15 protein-coding genes are annotated in these 19,389 nt (G+C 32.2%); 7 read left to right on the top strand and 8 right to left on the bottom strand.

Going from position 1 to position 19,389, the window contains the following annotated elements:
• Positions 1-19 precede the first annotated feature (19 nt).
• The 5 genes from OJ995_RS03760 to OJ995_RS03740 all read left to right on the top strand — a co-directional run bounded on the left by OJ995_RS03760 (position 20) and on the right by OJ995_RS03740 (position 5,479).
• A complete protein-coding gene (locus OJ995_RS03760; protein WP_264368217.1) occupies positions 20-499 on the top strand; it encodes a YbjN domain-containing protein in 480 nt (159 codons plus the stop codon).
• Between the two features lie 8 nt (positions 500-507).
• Positions 508-879 (top strand): hypothetical protein, encoded by a 372-nt coding sequence (locus OJ995_RS03755; RefSeq protein WP_264368216.1) that lies wholly within the window; start codon positions 508-510, stop codon positions 877-879.
• Positions 880-896: 17 nt separating this feature from the next.
• Positions 897-2,711, top strand: coding sequence for an outer membrane protein assembly factor BamB family protein (locus tag OJ995_RS03750; RefSeq protein WP_264368215.1), 1,815 nt, complete (start codon positions 897-899; stop codon positions 2,709-2,711).
• Positions 2,712-3,030: 319 nt separating this feature from the next.
• The gene (locus OJ995_RS03745; RefSeq protein ID WP_264368214.1) at positions 3,031-4,803 is read left to right on the top strand and encodes a tetratricopeptide repeat-containing sensor histidine kinase; all 1,773 of its coding nucleotides are present in this window, start codon (positions 3,031-3,033) and stop codon (positions 4,801-4,803) included.
• 19 nt (positions 4,804-4,822) lie between these two features.
• Positions 4,823-5,479 carry a response regulator transcription factor gene (locus OJ995_RS03740; RefSeq protein WP_264368213.1) on the top strand — a complete coding sequence of 219 codons (657 nt, stop codon included), beginning with the start codon at positions 4,823-4,825 and terminating at the stop codon, positions 5,477-5,479.
• Positions 5,480-5,663: 184 nt separating this feature from the next.
• Here OJ995_RS03740 and OJ995_RS03735 read toward each other — a convergent pair whose 3' ends face one another.
• Positions 5,664-7,580: an ABC-F family ATP-binding cassette domain-containing protein gene (locus OJ995_RS03735; RefSeq protein WP_264368212.1), complete on the bottom strand. Its 1,917-nt coding sequence runs from the start codon at positions 7,578-7,580 to the stop codon at positions 5,664-5,666.
• A gap of 67 nt (positions 7,581-7,647) precedes the next feature.
• Here OJ995_RS03735 and OJ995_RS03730 point away from each other — a divergent pair, with 67 nt between their 5' ends.
• Positions 7,648-8,061 (top strand): DUF983 domain-containing protein, encoded by a 414-nt coding sequence (locus OJ995_RS03730; RefSeq protein WP_264368211.1) that lies wholly within the window; start codon positions 7,648-7,650, stop codon positions 8,059-8,061.
• A gap of 18 nt (positions 8,062-8,079) precedes the next feature.
• Here OJ995_RS03730 and OJ995_RS03725 read toward each other — a convergent pair whose 3' ends face one another.
• The 7 genes from OJ995_RS03725 to topA form a co-directional block, all read right to left on the bottom strand.
• A complete protein-coding gene (locus tag OJ995_RS03725; protein WP_264368210.1) occupies positions 8,080-9,132 on the bottom strand; it encodes an NAD(P)/FAD-dependent oxidoreductase in 1,053 nt (350 codons plus the stop codon).
• 65 nt (positions 9,133-9,197) lie between these two features.
• Complete coding sequence (porN, locus tag OJ995_RS03720) at positions 9,198-10,118, bottom strand: type IX secretion system ring subunit PorN/GldN (RefSeq protein ID WP_264368209.1); 921 nt, start codon at positions 10,116-10,118, stop codon at positions 9,198-9,200.
• Positions 10,119-10,168: 50 nt separating this feature from the next.
• Positions 10,169-11,698 carry a type IX secretion system motor protein PorM/GldM gene (gene porM / locus OJ995_RS03715; protein WP_264368208.1) on the bottom strand — a complete coding sequence of 510 codons (1,530 nt, stop codon included), beginning with the start codon at positions 11,696-11,698 and terminating at the stop codon, positions 10,169-10,171.
• Positions 11,699-11,747: 49 nt separating this feature from the next.
• Entirely contained in the window at positions 11,748-12,380 is a 633-nt protein-coding gene (porL, locus tag OJ995_RS03710; protein WP_264368207.1) for a type IX secretion system motor protein PorL/GldL, read from the bottom strand.
• Positions 12,381-12,433: 53 nt separating this feature from the next.
• Entirely contained in the window at positions 12,434-13,816 is a 1,383-nt protein-coding gene (gene porK / locus OJ995_RS03705; protein ID WP_264368206.1) for a T9SS ring complex lipoprotein PorK/GldK, read from the bottom strand.
• A 156-nt stretch (positions 13,817-13,972) separates the two neighbouring features.
• Positions 13,973-15,121 (bottom strand): formimidoylglutamase, encoded by a 1,149-nt coding sequence (locus OJ995_RS03700; RefSeq protein ID WP_264368205.1) that lies wholly within the window; start codon positions 15,119-15,121, stop codon positions 13,973-13,975.
• Between the two features lie 3 nt (positions 15,122-15,124).
• Entirely contained in the window at positions 15,125-17,626 is a 2,502-nt protein-coding gene (topA, locus tag OJ995_RS03695) for a type I DNA topoisomerase (RefSeq protein ID WP_264368204.1), read from the bottom strand.
• A 254-nt stretch (positions 17,627-17,880) separates the two neighbouring features.
• Here topA and miaB point away from each other — a divergent pair, with 254 nt between their 5' ends.
• Positions 17,881-19,329 (top strand): tRNA (N6-isopentenyl adenosine(37)-C2)-methylthiotransferase MiaB, encoded by a 1,449-nt coding sequence (gene miaB / locus OJ995_RS03690; protein ID WP_264368203.1) that lies wholly within the window; start codon positions 17,881-17,883, stop codon positions 19,327-19,329.
• Positions 19,330-19,389: the final 60 nt, after the last annotated feature.

The following is a 19,389-nucleotide window of genomic DNA, read 5'->3' as shown; positions in this document are numbered from 1 at the left end:
ATCATAAAAATTCACAATTATGAAAACTTTAAAAAATTCAACACTATTTTATTTATTTGTTTTATTAATTTCTGTTCAATTTGCTACAGCTCAAAAGTTAGTAACAGCCGCTGAAGTTACACCTTCTTTATTAAAGGAAACTTGCGATAACGCATACATAGAAGTACTAGAAGTTAAAGACACTTATATAAAAATCAAAAACACTTATAATGTTTATCTTGACATTGATGCCAATAAAAGATTCGTTACATTTAGTAGCGTTTATAACCTTGTAGAAGGTGCTTCTAAAAAAGATGCTTTAGAACTAGTAAACAAATTAAATGCGGAAGTAGCTTTAATTAAAACTTACTATTCAGAAAGCACAAACACTATTACTTATTTCTATTATTTTTGGACTGAAGGCGGATTTACTCAAAAATCATTAATTAGCTCTTTACGTCTATATAAGACTGCTTTAGATTTAACATTAGAAAAAGACACTGGTAAACTTATTAAATAAAGTTGTTTATGAAAATAAGAATCGCCTTTGTATTCCTTGTGATTACTCTTTTTTACAGCGAAACCATCTGGTCTCAAAGACCAGTTCTTACTGACGAAGAAACAGTTTCCGAAATGGTTACAACTGAAATGCATGAAGTGTTTCAATCTCCTGATTTTATTAAAAAGAAAAACAAGAAATTTTCTGAAATAACTGGCAATATGACTATTGATATTACAGTAATTCAGAGCGGTAAAGTAGCTACTTTTTTTAAAGTAGATAGCACTATAAAAGACATCGATTTCATCAACTTCATGTCGGAATATATTCTTACTCATAAATTTAAATTCAAATTAGAGAAGAAAAAAAGATACAAAATTAGATATAACATATCATTCTAACATTAAAAACAAAACTCATGAAAAAATCATTTATTATGTATTCCCTTATTATAGCAATAGTAGGAACTACTCCTGCAACTGCTCAATTTGGGAAATTATTAGACAAAGTCAAAGGAAGTGGCGGTTCTAAAAAATCGGGAAGTTTTGCTACTGTATGGGAATCAGAATTTGGCAACAAAGCAACAAGATTAGCCGTAAACAACCATGATGGTTCTTATATTTTAGGTACGGATGACAACTCGGCTTCTGTATTAAACGGAGAAGGAAAGCTAATTTGGAATGGTGATTACAAAAATATCACAACAAACAAAACAAATAAATGCGAATATCAATACGTTATTTGGAAAGACAATGGCGGTTATTTATTCTTGTTTGACGAAAGAAAAATGGGTACAGATCGTGTTGCCGTAATTGATATTGCATCAGGAAAAGAATTATGGAATTCAGAATTGTATCAAAATTTACTCCCAAAAGGAACAAAATCGGAAGACGGTGCTGATCAAGGTGAATTAGAAACCGTTAAATACATTTACGAATTAGATGCCTTTTTAATTTCTCAAAAAGCCTCAGTTATTTTAGTAAAAGCAAATACAGGAGAGAAAATTTGGGAAACCAATCGTTTTAAAGGTGGTGTTGGAAAATACATTTACGATGCGAAAAAGAATGAAATTATCATGGTGAATTTTAAACCAACTGCTCTAGGTGCTTTGTTTGCAGGATTTAAAAATCAAATGGTAAAATTAAATGCTAACAATGGAGAAATCATTTGGGAAAATACATTTTTTGGAACTGTAGAAAAAGAATTAGTTACAAGAAGAGCAATCTTAGATTTATGGATTAAAGGCGATAAAGTTTTCATGTACTTGAATGGATTACAAGTTTACAACATTAATTCAGGACAAAAACTTTGGGAATCAGTGTATGAAAACGACATGGATGGCGGAGGCGGAGGCATGTTCTCTAATACAACTCAAAAAAAATATTATAGAACTATTGCCGATCCATTATTTACAGACAATGCTGTGTATATTGTAATGTTAGGCGGAAGAGATCGAGCTAAATACGTTCAAAAACACGACTTAGAAAGTGGTAAAATTATGTGGACTTCTGAAAAAATTACAGGCGCATTCTCTATGCCAAATATTTTCAGAACAGGCGACAAAGTAATTGTGCAAGTGGGTGGTAAAGTACAAGTTCAAGAATATAGAAAAGAACAACAACAAAGTTTGTATGGTGGAACTTACACTTCTCATGTTCCTTACATTTATTGGGATTACAAAGCGCAAAAAAATAGCTTAATAGCAATAGATGATAAAACAGGAACAACTTCTTGGCGCTCTGAAAAGTTTGACAAACGTATTACCGATTTTATTATTCATGAAAACAAAAATGTATTTGTTGGAGATGGAGATCAATTCTACTGTTATGAAATTGCATCTGGAAAACAAATTTTTGATGTAAAACACAACGATGCTGGTGTTGGTAAAGCTACTGACGTAATTGATTTTGGAGAAACTGTAGTCGTATTATCTGAAAAAGGATTAGCGTCTTACAATAAAAAAGATGGTTCAAGAGCATATGCAACAGAGAAAATCAGAGGTGTAGATTATTTCTACGATGTAAATGGAAATTACTTTTTACGTGATCAAAGAAATAGTAAAAATATCCTTCACGCAATTGATATGACGAATGGAGAAACAAAAGGTTCAGTTCAATCAAAAGGAAAAGGCGGAAGTCCTAAATATGGTGATGGTCTAGACATTACAGATGATGGAGAATTCATCTTTGCTTTCAAAGGCAAAAAAGTAGAAAAGATAAAAGTGAACAATTAATTTGTTTTTATAGTTTGATTAGTTTGAGTGGATTGATATGTTATCAATCCACTCTTTTTTTGCAAATACGTCAAATGTCGTATAGGAAAACGCCTTATTTTAAACGAATTTTACGTAATTAATAAACCTGAATTATGTCTAAATTATTTCTTTCAATCGAATCATTGAGCCACAAGAAAGATTTGCTTGTCATTCTTTTTAGACTATTCGTTTTACTTTGTTTGCTATTAAATATTTATAATCTTATTTACGTATTACATTAATTTAAACGTACTTTAAATTTGATTTTTATACTTTTATAGTAACAATAAATTTAATAATGAAAAACACTATAACATACATAATCGCCTTACTTCTTTCTCAACTATTTACTTTTAGTTGGAGTCAAACCTATTCTAAAAAACAAATCGACTCTATTAACAACATGCCTTTTGATGATATTATTGCGAATAGTACTAAATCATTACAGCTGTTTAATAAAGTTCTAGCCGATTCAAAAAAACAAAACTATAAACTTGGAATTGCTACCAGTTATGAAAAAATGGCGCTTTGCTATTTTTACCAAAGCAAGTATGATTTGCACTCAAAATATACTTTCATTGCCATTGAAAACTTTAATCAATTAAAGCAAAATGGCAAAGTAGCTTCTCTTTATGCCAGTTACGGTTATCATTTAAGAAAACGTAATTTGGATTCTGGTATCATGTACATGCAAAAAGGACTAAAAATTGGCGAAAAAATCAATACAGAATACGAACTTAGAGGTATTTATGACAACTATGGCGTTTTAAAAGAAATGAAAAAAGAGTACGATAGTGCTTTTTTATTCTATAATAAATCCTTGACTTTAAAAGAAAAAGCGAATGATAAAATTGGGATTCCATATAGTTTGAATAAGATTGGAATGCTTCAATTAACGTTAAAAGACTTTGCAAAAGCAAAACAAAATTTAGACAAAGCCTATCAAATACGACTTGAAATTGATGACAAAATTGGAATTGCAGAAAATTTAAATTTTTACGGATATTACTTTTTTGAAACTAAAAACAATCAAAAATCAATTGAATATTTCACTAAGGCATTAAATGAAAGTAAAGCCTACAATTACAATTATTTAACTCAAGATAATTATCAAAAACTTTCGGAATTATATGAATTAAATTCAGATTACAAAACGGCTTTAGACAATTTCAAAAACTATACGACTTATAAAGATAGTATCTCAAATATTAATCTTAGAATCAAACAAGCGGAGTTAGACACTGAATTTGATACCGAAAGAAAAGAGAAAGAAATTCTAGAACAGAAAGCCAATTTAGCTGTAAAAAACACTTACATAGTAATCATTATTTCACTCCTAATTTTATCCATAATTGTTGGCTATTTTATGCTTAAAAATCAAAAAATGAAAACCCTTCAATTGCAAAAAGAAAACGAATTAAAAGATGCTTTACTGAAAATCGAAACTCAAAATCGCCTTCAGAAACAAAGACTTCAAATTTCGAGAGATTTGCATGATAACATTGGCGCGCAGCTTACGTTTATTATTTCGTCTGTAGATTCCTTAAAATATGCTTTTGCCGATGGAAATCCAAAGTTAGAAGACAAACTAAACAATATTAGTTCGTTTACTAAAGAGACTATCTACGAATTAAGAGATACGATTTGGGCCATGAACAAAGAAGAAATTACCATTGAAGATTTGAAAACAAGAATTTCAAATTTTATCGATAATGCCCAACTTTCATTAAATGGTATTCGATTTAATTTTAACTTTGATACAAAGTCGTTTCAATCTTTCACTTCTAGAGACGGAATGAACATTTATCGTTTAATACAGGAAGCAGTTAATAATGCTATCAAACATGCGAATGCCTCTCAAATCGACGTTTCATTTGTAGAGTCTGACAACAAAATAACTATTGTGGTTTCTGACAATGGAAAAGGATTTGATTTGACTACAACCGAAATTGGCAACGGACTTAATACAATGAAAAAAAGAGCTTCCGAATTAAAAGGAAATTTCAATATTGAAGCTAGCGAAAAAGGAACTAAAATTTATCTAAGCTTACCTAATCAAAACGAAGTTTAATTAGACTAATCATCAAAAAATGCAAAAAATTATCAAAACGGTTATCGTAGACGACAATACTTTCCTAATTAAAGCTATTCAGGAAAAACTTTCTTTTTTTGATGATATTCAGATAAAATTTACAGCTTTAGATGGTTCTGATTTACTGACTAAAATAAGTAACAATCATAATATCGATGTAATTTTAATGGATATCGATATGCCTATTCTAAACGGAATTGAAGCCACCGAAATCATAAAAAAAAAATATCCTCACATTAAAGTGATCATGTTAACTGTTTTTGATAATGATGAAAACATTTTTAATGCTATCAAAGCAGGAGCTGATGGTTATTTACTAAAAGAAGTAGAGCCAAAAACCTTGTACGAAGGCATTATAGATACTTTAAATGGAGGTGCTGCGATGAATCCTTCCATTGCATTGAAAACTCTAAAATTACTTCGTAATCCAATTGATTTAGACAATAAAAAAGAAGAAGAAATCATTAAATTATCCGCTAGAGAAATTGATGTTTTAGAGCAACTTAGCAAAGGATTGAATTACATTAATATTGCCGAAAACTTATTTTTATCTCCAGCAACGGTAAGAAAACATATTGAAAACATTTACACGAAACTTCAAGTCCACAACAAACTAGAAGCCGTTCAAAAAGCCAAGAAGAACAATCTTATTTAAATAAAATACGCTATTTAGCGTATTGATTCATGAATCAAGTTATTGCAATTTTACCACATTATAAATTTGACAAAATGAAGCGGAATGTTGGTGCATTTATAAGAAAAAACAAAATGACCATGATTATCATAATCATAGTCATTTTATTCTTGTTGCTTAACTGCTATTATATTTTGTATTGCAATTAACTATTTACCATTTCAATTTCTAACTGCACGTTTTCCCAATCTTCTAATAATTGTTCCAACTCTTTTTTCTTTTTTTCGTAAGCGGCAAAAAAAGTAGCATCTTCAATATGTTTGTCATAATTTGAAGCCAATGCTTTATCGTCTAATTGAATATCTTTTTCTAGTTGTTGAATTTGGCTTTCAATCTTACTCAATCTATTTTGCAATGATTTAGCTTTCTTTTGGTCTTCGTAAGAAATGTTTTTAACTGCTTTATTTGTGTTTGCATTCGAAACCACTTCTTTCTTTTCAATTTCGCGCATATTCATGGCATTTTTCTGCTCTAAGAAGAAATTGATATCGCCTAAATATTCTCTGATTTTCTGATCTTTGAATTCGTACACAATATTAGACATCCCTTGCAAGAAATCACGGTCGTGAGACACCAACAACAAAGTTCCTTCAAACTGCTTTAAAGCGGCTTTTAAAACGTTTTTAGACTTAATGTCCAAGTGATTGGTTGGCTCATCCATTACCAAAACATTTATGGGTTGTAAAAGCAATTTACAAAGTGCCAAACGATTTCGTTCACCACCCGAAAGTACTTTTACTTTTTTCTCTACATCATCACCACGGAATAAAAACGAACCCAACATATCGCGAACTTTAGAACGGTTCGTATCAGTTGCTGCTTCTTCCATAGTTTGTAGCAGCGTAATTTCGCCATCTAAATATTCCGCTTGATTTTGAGCGAAATATCCCAATTGTACATTATGACCTAATTTAATAGAACCTTCATACTCAAATTCGTTTACGATTGCTTTCATAAACGTTGATTTTCCTTGACCATTTTGACCAACGAAAGCCACTTTACTTCCTCGTTCTACTAAAAGCGAAATATCTTTTAAAATGGTTTTATCACCATAGGCTTTGGTAACATGTTCTGCTTCTACAACAACTCTACCTGGCGTTTGCGAAACAGGAAACGAAATATTCATTACCGAATTGTCGTCTTCATCGACTTCAATTCGTTCTACTTTATCTAATTTTTTAATCAAAGATTGCGCCATCGATGCTTTAGAAGCTTTAGCACGGAATTTCTCGATTAACTTTTCAGTTTCTTCAATTTTTTTGGCTTGATTTTTTTGTGTTGCCAATTGCTTTTCGCGAATTTCCTGACGTAACACTAAATATTCAGAATACGGTTTGTTGAAATCGTAAGCTTTACCTAATGAAATTTCAATGGTACGATTCGTAACATTATCCAAAAACATTTTATCGTGAGAAACAATTACAACTACGCCTGGGAAGTTTCGTAAAAAACCTTCTAACCAAATGATACTTTCAATATCCAAGTGGTTTGTTGGCTCATCTAAAAGTAAAATATCGTTTGATTGCAATAATAATTTTGCCAATTCGATACGCATTCTCCATCCTCCTGAAAAAGTATCAGTTTGATTGTCGAAATCTTCTCTTTTAAATCCAAGACCTAATAAAATTTTCTCAGTATCTCCAACATAGTTATATCCTCCAAGAACTTCATAATGATGCGTAACATCACTCAATTCTTCAATCAAATCAGAATATTCCTGACTTTCATAATCGGTTCTCGTTACTAATTGGTGATTGATTTCATCGATTCGGAATTCGGCACGTTTAATTTCTTCAAAAGCTTGGTATGCTTCTTCTAAAACGGTTCTTCCTTTTACAAAATCGATATCCTGACGAAGAAATCCCATTTTCAATTCTTTCTCTGTCGCTATTTGACCAGAATCTGGAGCAAAATCTTTGGCTAAAATTTTCAACATGGTTGATTTTCCAGCACCATTTTTTCCAACAAGTCCAACTCTATCACCAGAACCCAATCTAAAAGTTACTTCTTCAAATAGATATGTTCCACCAAATGAAACCGATAAATTATGTATGTTTAGCATATTGAATGTTACAATTGTTACACTAGGAATAGTTAGTTATTGTACCTTTGTGTAAAATATTTTGCAAATGTTAAAAAAAGGATCCAAATTAAATAGTATTTTAACAGGAAGTTGTCCAACTTGCAATGAAGAAAGCATGTATTTAGACAAAAATCCTTACAATGTTCTAAATGTGTACAAAATGCATGAAAATTGTAGCCATTGTGGAACCAAATATAAAATTGAGCCTTCATTTTTTTATGGTGCCATGTATGTTAGTTATGCCTTAGGAATTGCATTTGGTGTAGCGGCTTTTATCATAACCTATTTCTTTGTTGGAGAAAAGAATTTGGTAAACAATTTTATTGCTATTATTATTACTCTAATTGTTTTTATGCCCGTAATTATGAGACTATCAAGAAACATATGGATCAATATGTTTATGAGTTTCGACAAGGATTGGAAACAACATAAAGGCGAAAAGAAAGCCACACTCAGATAAACAAAAAACCGAAACAAATTAGTTTCGGTTTTTTTTATAACATCTTATTATATCTATTTCTTTTTCCAAAGGAATATCGTTTTCAATATGCTGAAATAATTGATTGGCTAAATATGGACCAAGCATTACACCACGAGTTCCTAAACCATTTAACACATGCAATTGTTTGAACTCAGGATGCGTTCCAACTAATGGTCTTCTGTCCTTAACTGTAGGTCGCACGCCACCAAAGTGCTCTACAATTTCAAAATCACAAGAAATAATTTCTTTTAACTTGTCAACCAATTCTTGTTTTCCTTCCTCAGTTGGAGTATTTGTTTTGTCTTTCCAATCGTAAGTAGCCCCTACTTTATACAAATCATTACCAATCGGAAGTATAAATACACTTGACTTTATCACAACATCTAAATCTAAATTTGGAGCTTTGATGATTAACAATTCACCTTTTGTACCATCTAATGGCAAATCTTTAAAATAAGGATTAGCGTGTAATCCAAAACCTTCAGCAAAGATGATGTGCTTGGCTTGTATGTTTTTATATTGAATACCATTATCTAAAAATTCAATTTCAGTATAATTGAAACCTTCATTTGAAAAACTATTTAGTGATTTTAAATAATTAGAATAGGCTTCAATCAAAGTTGAAATTTCTAAATAACCGGTATGATTCACTTTTCCATAGTGAAATGGAGATTGAATGCTTTCATAAGAACTTGTAACTAATTTAGCATCTAAAAAAGGAGCTAAATTTGGTTTATCAGCAGCTTGGAACCAATTGTTTTGTTCTTCAACTGAGTACAATTTACGAAGTATAGGTAATTCAAAATCGAAAACGACATTCAATTTGGATTGAATTTCATGGTATAAAGGAAAAGCAAAATCAATTTGTTCCTTTGCTTTCCATACTTCACTGAAACGCTTTAACACCACAGGATTATATAATCCTCCGGCCACACGTGATGAAGGTTGCGAATTATTATCAAAAACAAAAATTGATTTATTGTTTTGCAAAGCAATTTCCGCAAATGAAATTCCAGCTAGACCATTTCCTACGATTATAAAATCTATCATGCTGTAAAATTAAAAAACTCTTACCAATGGTAAGAGTTTTTTTAAATGAAATTGGAGAAATATTATTAATAATTCCACATATCTTGTTCGAAGTCACGAATCTTTTCTTTTACACGATCAGATTCTAATAATTGCATTTGAGCGTTTTCTTTCATGTAATCAGCAATCTTACGATCACCATAAACATTTTCTTCTAAATAAATCATACCACTAAAACGACGTGCGTTAAGTAAATGATCGAAAGAGAAAGGCATCGCTGAATTTCTGTTATTGAATGCTTTTGCTTCATGCAGAATATCTCTTGTTGATGGGAAATAAACCCAGAACAAATCAATATATTCTAATTCAGCATCATTATTCTTTTTAGAGAACACGTCTGGAACAACTGGACATATACCTAATAATCTGTACTTTAATTCACCTTGTCTTTTATCGAAATACCAATATCCAACAATACGGTAAGCACTTACATCATAAGCTTCAATCTCAGTTTTTCTAATAAACTCTTCATCGATTTTCTTAGTACCATTTCTATAAGCATCCATATCTTCATTCATTTGTTCACGACCTACGTCAGTAGTATCAACTGTAAACAAAGAAGATTCGATATCTTTAAGGGTTTTTTTAGTTGTAAAATAACTTGAGTCATAAACTTCAGTAATTTTACCTTCTTTAATCCCGCTAATTAATACATTATATAAAGGTCTTCTATCTGGTGAAGACATAACATCACCTTCAACAGGAAAATAAAGTGGAAAGTTAACTCTTTCATCAAGATCAACAAATTCCCAAATACGTTTCCCCATTAAGATATCTCTATCATGAACATATCCATAAGGTAAAGGTTTGTCGTTATCAGCGCTTAATTCAGCCTCAGTTTTTTTCCCGATTTGATCAGGTGTCTTAGCATTTAATAAGTTTGACTGAGCAAAAGTAGTAGCACTTAAACCTAATACTAAAATTGCAATACTATTTCTCCAATTCATTTTATTCATTTTTTATTTGGTTTAAAAATATAAACTCAAATTAATTTAAATTATTGTATTTCGTAAGTACAAATAGATACTTTCTTAGCCATCTGATCAATTCCAGAGAAACTAGCTTTGATTTCAGAAATAACTACAACATCACCTTTTTGTGCTTTTGCAATTGCAGATCTAGCTCTAGAATCCATTCTATTACCAGAAACAACAATTGTTGGTTGACCAGGAACTTTAACGTTAAATTGAGTTACGTTAACTGTAACAGGGAAATCGAAATCTTCCATAACAGCAGTAACAGAACAAACTTCTAAGTTACTTTTAGGCCCTTTATTTTTCTCAGAACCACCTACTTTTCCTGTTGGAGCAGGTAATCCTTTGATTCTAAACACCTGAGCACTTGACATTGTCTTACCATCAGGCATTGTAGCATTTACGCTAATTTTAACTTCACTACCAGAACCTGGCTTTAACATGAATTTACCATCACCAACTTTTGACATTCCAGGAGCACTAGCATTAACTTTATTAGAAGCAATACCAGGTACTGAAATAGAAATTGGGTTAGGAACTCCACGATAAACAACATTCATTTTATCAGCTGAAATAATTGCTTGGTTTGGACGAGGAACAACAACGTAAGTTCCTTCGAATTTTAAAGGAATTTCTTTACCATCCTCTAAGAAACCAAATTCTCCAGAGATGTTTTGTTCTCCAATTCCACCAGCAGTCATCGAAATAACAGCTTGACCATTTTCAATTTTACCAGGACCTTTAAAAGATGTTGGTTGTGTGTTAGCGTCATAACGACCTAATACAACTTTACCTTTAACAGTTTCACCTTGGAAATAAGCATTTTTCTCTAAAACTACAATTGCTTGAAAGTTTTTCATAGAAGCTGCAGTTTTCAATGCATTTCCTAAGAATAAGTTATAAGCACCAGCTTCAGTGTTTTTAACATCATTCTGCATTGCAGTTAAAAATGTTAATGTAGATACTGCAGGGAAACCTTTAGTTTTATAATCTAAAAATTTAACTTTAACATTTTCTCTATTAGTAATGTCAGCTGTAGAAAATTTCTTTTCAATTTCTTTGATAAAAGGAATGTATTTAACATCATTTCCTAATACTTTTTTGATATCAGCAACATATTTATCTATTTTAGAAACAATTTCAGTTCCTCTTGGACTATAACCGTCACCAGCGAACCATTTTTCATCAATAGTAGATTTGTCCATAGATTCGAAAGGTAATTTACCATTCTCATCTGGTTCAATTCCTTCAGTAACTTCACCTTTAACAGTTTCTAAGAAAGCAACGAATTCTTTAGAAATCTTAGCTACTTCTTTAGCTTTATTAGCAGGTTCTGCATACTTAGCAGGCTCATCTGCTGCTTTAGTGTTCAAAGCAGATAATAAATTACTATTTGCTTCTTCAGTTAGTTTATTTGACTCTGTAAATTTGTCATTGAAATTACCAAAAGCAGTTAATACTTCTTTTGACATATTTAATGCCAACATTGCGATGAAAACCAAGTACATCAGGTTAATCATCTTCTGTCTAGGGGTTAATTTTCCTCCTGCCATTTTCTTTAAATTAGTTTTTTAATTAATAAATATTTAATGATAAAACTAATTATCCTCTGTTACTCATAGCAGATAACATACCTCCATATACTGCATTTAAAGAAGCAATATTTGAAGTCATAGATTGCATTTGCTCTTTTAATTTAGCAGCATTTTCAGCAATCTCTTTGTTTGCTTGTGCATTTCTATCAGCACTTTCTAATTGAACTTTATATAAACCATTTAAAGCTTCCATTTGAGCTGCAGCTGTAGACATTTCTTCAGCATATTTCTTTTGTCCAGCCATAGCATCAACTGTAGGAGAAATTGATTTAGCCGCACCTTCAAAGTTTTTGATACTGTTTCCTAAGCTTGCCATTAATTCACCATCAATTTTAGCTTCTTTTAACATATTATCTAATTTTTGAGATAATAATCCTTGAGCTTCAGTTGGGTTTTCTTTTTTATCTTTAGCTTTAGCTTCTCCACCTGCTAATTCAGGGTAAACTAAAGACCAATCTAATTCATGTTCTACTGGTTCAAAAGCAGATAATGCGAAAATCGCTGCTTCTGTTAATAAACCGATTACAAGCATTGGTCCTGCACCTGGCCAGTGCATTAATTTGAATAATGCTCCAACGATTACTACTGCTGCCCCCATTCCGTAAAGGAATCCCATCACTTTTTTGCTTAAAATTGCCATAATAAATAAAATTTAGTTAGTTAAGTTAATTATATAATAAAATTGGTTAAATACTATTTAGGTCTAGTTCCTGTTGCAGCTGTACCCATGTAATCTTGCACAGTTCTGAATCCGATATAACTTCTTGCAGAATCAGCATACTCATAATCACGAGTAGAAACCTGTAAGAAATAAGCAACATCTTTCCAAGAACCTCCACGAACAACTTTTCTTTGATTTTTCTTATCAGCTACATGAGGATTCATTGTTGAAACAAACTCATAAGCCTCAGCATAATAAGAAGACTCTGTCCATTCAGAAACATTACCCGCCATGTTATATAAGTTATAATCATTTGGCTCGTAAGATCTAGCTTCTACTGTATATAATGCACCGTCAGCTGCATAATCTCCACGATTTGGTTTGAAGTTAGCCATAAAACAACCTCTGTCATTTTTAGCATAAGGACCACCCCAAGGATAAGTTCCTCCTTCAATTCCACCTCTTGCAGCATATTCCCATTCAGCTTCTGTTGGCAAACGGAATGAATTTACTTGATCTCTTCCTTTTTTCTTTTTAATAAATGCATTTTTATACATTGTTCTCCAAGCACAAAATGCTTTTGCTTGATTCCAAGAAACACCCACCACTGGATAATCTCCATAAGCTTGATGCCAGAAATAGTCATTATGCATTGGCTCATTATAAGAATAAGCAAAATCTTTTATCCAAGCAGTTGTATCAGGATAAATTTCAATAGGTGGCGCATCCTCATAAAAGTTTTTACGACCTTTTTTCTTTACCGCTTTATTCAAATCTACTTGATTGTATTTGAATTTTAATTTAGAAGCATCAATAGTTTTCAAACCATTGAATGATTCAGACTCAGGTAAATACATAGAATCCATTACTTCAACATAATGCTCATCTGGATATTTACCAGGCTCTTTGATAAGCTTGATTTTTTTATTTAATTTTCTTCCAGCATAAATATCATCATCAGTACCAACACTGTAATAATTTTCATACATGTACTTGTCGTATGGAGTCATTTTCTCAGGATCAACGTCTGCAAAGGCAAAATCACCAATGCTTCCACCTTTTCCTCCACCAGAACCAGGCTTTTGACCTTGTTCATCTGCAAGAATAGCTAGACGAGTTCTGATAGTCGAATCTTTTACCCATTCAACAAACTGACGGTACTCACTGTTAGTAATTTCAGTTTCATCCATATAAAATGAACGAACTGTAACTGTCTTAGTAGGCGCGTCTTGAATGTTAGCTAAATCATCATCGGCTTTACCCATAATAAAAGCTCCTCCAGGGATTAACGTCATTCCGTAAGGCTTCTCGGGATGCCATTTTCTCCCTTTAACTCCTACTAATTCTCCTTTATCGCCTTTACCACAACTGATAAATAATGACAAAATTGCTGAAAATGCAACAAACTTCTTCATATAAACTTGGGTTAAATGTAATTTCTATTTAAGGGCGTAAACCTATTCAATAATTTTGAAAAAAACAACATTTTTTTAAAAAACGTGCAAAAAATATTAAATTTTAGCTTTACACCTGCGTTAACATTGCTTTAACACTTTGAAAAATAACGACTTTTACAAAATATTCCTTCTTTGGGCTTTCCACCATCTTTCTGGAATTTCCTGCTCGCAAGCTGCTAAATAATCTTCATGTGTGCAAGGTAATAACGTATTTCTTTTTAATTTATTATTAACATTTGTTAAAAACGGGATTTCTATCCACCATCTTTCGGTTTTATTGCTCTTATAAAAGATTAATTCTTCATCTTCTGTAGGAACAATATATTTAATATAATTTTCTTTTGTACCAAAAGGATACTCATTAGAGCGAAAACAAAATCCTTCAATAAAATACCACAACATCTGAGCCGACAAAACAACTTCATGACTATTTGGATTAAAATTAAAAATTCCAAACGAAGTTACTTTATCACTAATTCCTGCATATCGGGCCAAAGCACATATTTCTTTTCCAGTAAATCCATTAGGATTAAATTCTTCAAAATTACCAGAATAAGACGATTGTACTGAGTTCATATCGAAACTCACTAAATCAGCATTTCTAAAAACTGGCTCAGCAACCGATATATTATTCGAAACCTCACCTAAACGATAAGCTTCAAAATACAATTTCTCAATTAAATCAATTTCTTCTTGTGAATTAAAATACGTTTGGTATCCTAAATTACTAAAATTAAATAAATTATTTGGTTCTTCAACAATTATTTTTGATAAATAAGCATCCTTATCTAATTTATTTTCTTTTGAAAAGTCAAATTGGTTATCTACTGAAACTAAATTCACCATCTGATCTAAATTATCATAGGCACGATACATCGGATAAGTCAAATCCTGAGTTCCGCCAATAACAACTGGAATAATTTGTTTCTTGATTAACTCCGCCATCAAACTTTTTACAACAAAATAAGTATCTTCAACACTTGCTCCTGCCTCAATAGTTCCTAAATCTACAATTGAAGTATTCCAATTCCCCGGAAACATTCCGTAGAATTTCTTTCTGAAAGCGTCAAAAGAATAATCTTCATTATCTTTATTATTACCTCTATGTTCATTAACGGTAAAAACAGCAATAGAAACACCTTCTAGAATAGGAAAATCGGTTTGTGTATGAAATACTACTTTTTTACCCAATGATTGATTGGATAAAGTTTGAAGATAGCTTTCAAAAGATTCGTCTATCGGTTGTAGAAAATCGAATACCATTTACTATTTCTTTTTTGCTGTTGTTTTCTTTGCAGGCGCTTTTTTAGCTGCCGATTTTTTTGCTGGCGATTTCTTCTCAATCATTTCTTGTACTTGTGCCAAGGTTAATTTTGAAGCATCAACATCTTTACTTAATTCTATTTTGACTTTTCCTTTCGTAATCACAGAACGTCCCCAACGTGCTTTTTCTACCTTGATTCCTTCTTCTTTCCAATCGTGAAGTACTTTATCAATGTCTTTTTGTTGCTTTTCTTCAATTAATTCATTCAAATCAGCTTGTGATAAATTATCGAAATTGTACTTCTTATTCACATTGATAAACATTCCGTTCCATTTAATAAAAGGACCAAAACGCCCCACTCCTTTTTGAATTGGCAATCCATCATAAGTTCCAATCGGCGCATCAGCCTGAACTTTTTCATCAATTAAACCTTGAGCGGTTTCCATTGTAACATCCATTGGATCTAGTCCTTTTGGTAATGAAATAAATTGAGATCCAAAACGAACATAAGGACCAAAACGACCATTATTCACTTCAATTTCCTCTCCTTTATAGGTACCTAATTGTTTTGGAAGTAAAAATAAGTTTAATACTTCTTCCAAAGTAATGTTTCCAATATTTTGATCTTGGCGTAAACTAGCAAATTGTTTATTTTCGTCATCCGCATCTCCAATCTGAGCCATAGCTCCATATTTCCCTAAACGTACAGAAACTTGTTTTCCTGAAACTGGATGTGTTCCTAAGATTCTTTCACCACTTTCTCTATCCGCATTTTTCTCAACATCAACTACATTTGGATGAAAGTGCTTGTAAAAATCGTTCATCATTTTAGCCCAATCTACTTTTCCTTCAGCGATTTCGTCGAAATCTTGCTCTACTTTTGCAGTAAAATTGTAATCTAAAATCGTATTGAAATTTTTTACCAAGAAATCATTCACAATAATTCCGATATCAGTTGGAACTAATTTTCCTTTGTCCGAACCTACATTTTCAGTTAAAACTTGCGCTTTTACTTCGCTATTTTTTAAAACTATTTGCGTGTATTTTCTTTCTTGCCCTTCAAAACTTCCTTTTTCTACATAGGTTCTTGCAATAATTGTAGAAATAGTTGGTGCATAAGTAGATGGACGACCGATTCCTAATTCTTCTAACTTCTTAACCAAAGAAGCTTCTGTGTAACGACTTGGCGGACGAGAGAAACGTTCCGTAGCCGTGATATAATTATTTATAAGCTTTTCATTAACTTTTAAAGCAGGCAACATTCCTTCTTGTTCTTCATCATCATCGTCATTGCCTTCTAAATATACTTTTAAGAAACCTTCAAATTTGATTACTTCTCCAGTTGCTGTAAAGGTTTCTGAATGATTACTTGCTTCAATTTTTACATTGGTTCTTTCTAATTCGGCATCGCTCATTTGAGAAGCTAATGTTCTTTTCCAAATTAAATCATACAGACGCGCTTGATCTCTATCAATATCAACTGTGTGACGCGACATATCCGTTGGACGGATTGCCTCGTGTGCTTCTTGTGCTCCTTTTGATTTGGTATTAAAATTTCTTGGTTTCGAAAATTCCTTTCCGTAGTAACTTGTGATTTCGGCTTGAGCCGCTACCATTGCTTCTTGCGATAAGTTAACGCTATCCGTTCTCATATAAGTTATAAGTCCGGCTTCGTATAAGCGTTGTGCAATTTGCATGGTAATTCCAACAGGCAAATACAATTTTCTCGCTGCTTCTTGTTGCAACGTTGAAGTTGTAAAAGGTGCTGCTGGTGATTTTTTTGTTGGTTTGGTTTCTAAATCTCCTACTTTGTATGATGAACCTATATTTTTAGATAAGAAATCTTCAGCTTCTTTTTTAGTAGCGAAGTTCTTTGGCAATTTTGCTTTAAATGTTTTTCCAGCTTCGTTAGTAAATTCCGCAGTAATGCTGTAAGAAGCTTCTGGATTGAAGTTTTGAATTTCTCTTTCACGCTCTACAATCAAACGAACAGAAACCGATTGTACACGACCAGCCGATAATCCTCCTTTAACTTTTTTCCAAAGTACAGGAGATAATTCGTAACCTACCAATCTATCTAAAACTCTACGCGCTTGTTGTGCGTTTACTAAGTTGTAATCAATTCCTCTTGGATTTTCGATTGCTTTTTGAATCGCCGTTTTCGTAATTTCGTGAAAAACGATACGTTTTGTTTTTTCTGGTTTTAAATTTAATTCTTCAGATAAGTGCCAAGAAATTGCTTCTCCCTCACGGTCCTCATCGGAAGCTAACCAAACCATTTCGGCATTTTTAGCTAATCCTTTTAATTTGGTCACTAATGCTTTTTTATCGGCCGAAACTTCATATTTCGGTTTAAAACCATTTTCTACATCTACACCAATTTCTCTCGAAGGCAAGTCGGCAATATGTCCATAACTTGACTCTACTTGATACTCACTTCCTAGAAATTTCTCGATGGTTTTTGCCTTAGCTGGTGACTCAACGATTACTAAATTCTTTGCCATTTCACTTTTTGTTTGTTCGGCAAAAGTATAGGTTTTTTTTAAATTTTAACATCGTGAGTATTTTTTTACCTACAATTAACCAAAATATCGGTCAAATTACTCCTATATATATAGGTGTAAAAACCACGAAAAACGGCTACTTAGAATTCGAACAAAAAATAATTTAAAAATTTCATGTTAAACCTTTTCTGCCATCTTGTCAGATTTTATAATTTAGTATTATCTTTGCAGACTGATTTAAAGGAAATCTTTATATGGAAAAGGAAATTGACGAGAAAAAACAAGGTCAGAGTTTAGTGCTTGACCAAAAAGAAGGAAATACAAAAAAACTTTTTATAGAGAGTTATGGTTGCCAAATGAATTTTTCGGACAGCGAAATTGTGGCGTCTATTCTTTATGAAAACGGATATAATACAACTCAAAACTTAGAAGATGCGGATTTAGTTTTGGTTAACACTTGTTCTATTCGCGATAAAGCGGAACAAACGATTCGTAAACGTTTAGAAAAATACAACGCTGTAAAGAAAATCAATCCTACAATGAAAGTTGGGGTTTTAGGTTGTATGGCAGAACGTTTGAAAAGTCAGTTTTTAGAAGAAGAAAAAATTGTAGACATGGTGGTTGGACCAGATTCTTACAAGGATTTACCAAATTTATTAGCTGAAGTAGAAGAAGGAAGAGATGCCATTAACGTAATTCTTTCGAAAGAAGAAACGTATGGCGATATTTCACCTGTTCGTTTGAATAGTAATGGAGTAAATGCTTTCGTATCGATAACAAGAGGTTGCGATAATATGTGTACGTTTTGCGTTGTTCCTTTTACACGTGGTCGTGAGCGTAGTCGTGAACCACAAAGTATTATTGACGAAATTCAAGATTTATACGATAGAGGTTTCAAAGAAGTAACCTTGTTAGGACAAAATGTTGACAGTTACCTTTGGTATGGTGGTGGTTTGAAAAAAGACTACGACAAAGCCACTGAAATGCAAAAAGCTACTGCTATGGATTTTGCGCAATTGTTAGACAAATGTGCGATGTTGTTTCCAAAAATGCGTTTTAGATTCTCAACTTCGAATCCACAAGATATGCATGAAGAAGTATTGCATGTTATTGCGAAACACCATAATATTTGCAACTACATTCACTTACCGGTTCAAAGTGGAAGCACTAGAATTCTAAAAGAAATGAATCGTCAACACACGCGTGAAGAATACATGGCGTTGATTGATAAAATATATTCAATTATTCCAGATATTTCATTGTCTCAAGATATGATTGCTGGTTTCCCAACAGAAACAGAAGAAGATCATCAAGATACTTTGAGTTTGATGGAATATGTAAAATATGATTTCGGATTTATGTTTGCGTATTCAGAACGTCCTGGAACTTTAGCTGCTAGAAAAATGGAAGACGACGTTCCAGAAGAAGTTAAAAAACGTAGATTAACCGAAATTGTAGATTTACAACAAAAACACGGATTAGAAAGAACGCAACGTTTCATTGGACAAGAAGTAGAAGTATTGATTGAAAAAGAATCTAAACGTTCTGACGCACATTGGAGCGGAAGAAATTCTCAAAACACCGTAGTGGTTTTCCCAAAAGAAAATTACAAAGTAGGAGAATTCGTAATGGTTAAAATCACAGATTGTACCGCTGCAACACTAATTGGAGAAGCGGTTGGATATTCTGAAATAATGAACTAAAAAAATTAACAATGGATAATGAACAATTAGAAAACTTCTAAATTATCAATTGTCAATTAT

This window comes from Flavobacterium lacisediminis (assembly GCF_025909975.1).
GTDB lineage: Bacteria > Bacteroidota > Bacteroidia > Flavobacteriales > Flavobacteriaceae > Flavobacterium > Flavobacterium lacisediminis.
Note: the sequence above shows the minus strand (reverse complement) of the source record. Positions and strands in the feature narration are given on the sequence as shown.

Excerpts from the sequence above, each read along its gene's own strand:
- OJ995_RS03745 (WP_264368214.1), top strand. The coding sequence starts at position 3,031 with ATGAAAAACACTATAACATACATAATCGCCTTACTTCTTTCTCAACTA.
- OJ995_RS03735 (WP_264368212.1), bottom strand. The coding sequence starts at position 7,580 with ATGCTAAACATACATAATTTATCGGTTTCATTTGGTGGAACATATCTA.
- OJ995_RS03750 (WP_264368215.1), top strand. The coding sequence starts at position 897 with ATGAAAAAATCATTTATTATGTATTCCCTTATTATAGCAATAGTAGGA.
- OJ995_RS03760 (WP_264368217.1), top strand. The coding sequence starts at position 20 with ATGAAAACTTTAAAAAATTCAACACTATTTTATTTATTTGTTTTATTA.
- OJ995_RS03755 (WP_264368216.1), top strand. The coding sequence starts at position 508 with ATGAAAATAAGAATCGCCTTTGTATTCCTTGTGATTACTCTTTTTTAC.
- porK (WP_264368206.1), bottom strand. The coding sequence starts at position 13,816 with ATGAAGAAGTTTGTTGCATTTTCAGCAATTTTGTCATTATTTATCAGT.
- OJ995_RS03700 (WP_264368205.1), bottom strand. The coding sequence starts at position 15,121 with ATGGTATTCGATTTTCTACAACCGATAGACGAATCTTTTGAAAGCTAT.
- porL (WP_264368207.1), bottom strand. The coding sequence starts at position 12,380 with ATGGCAATTTTAAGCAAAAAAGTGATGGGATTCCTTTACGGAATGGGG.
- topA (WP_264368204.1), bottom strand. The coding sequence starts at position 17,626 with ATGGCAAAGAATTTAGTAATCGTTGAGTCACCAGCTAAGGCAAAAACC.
- OJ995_RS03740 (WP_264368213.1), top strand. The coding sequence starts at position 4,823 with ATGCAAAAAATTATCAAAACGGTTATCGTAGACGACAATACTTTCCTA.
- OJ995_RS03730 (WP_264368211.1), top strand. The coding sequence starts at position 7,648 with ATGTTAAAAAAAGGATCCAAATTAAATAGTATTTTAACAGGAAGTTGT.
- OJ995_RS03725 (WP_264368210.1), bottom strand. The coding sequence starts at position 9,132 with ATGATAGATTTTATAATCGTAGGAAATGGTCTAGCTGGAATTTCATTT.
- porM (WP_264368208.1), bottom strand. The coding sequence starts at position 11,698 with ATGGCAGGAGGAAAATTAACCCCTAGACAGAAGATGATTAACCTGATG.
- miaB (WP_264368203.1), top strand. The coding sequence starts at position 17,881 with ATGGAAAAGGAAATTGACGAGAAAAAACAAGGTCAGAGTTTAGTGCTT.
- porN (WP_264368209.1), bottom strand. The coding sequence starts at position 10,118 with ATGAATTGGAGAAATAGTATTGCAATTTTAGTATTAGGTTTAAGTGCT.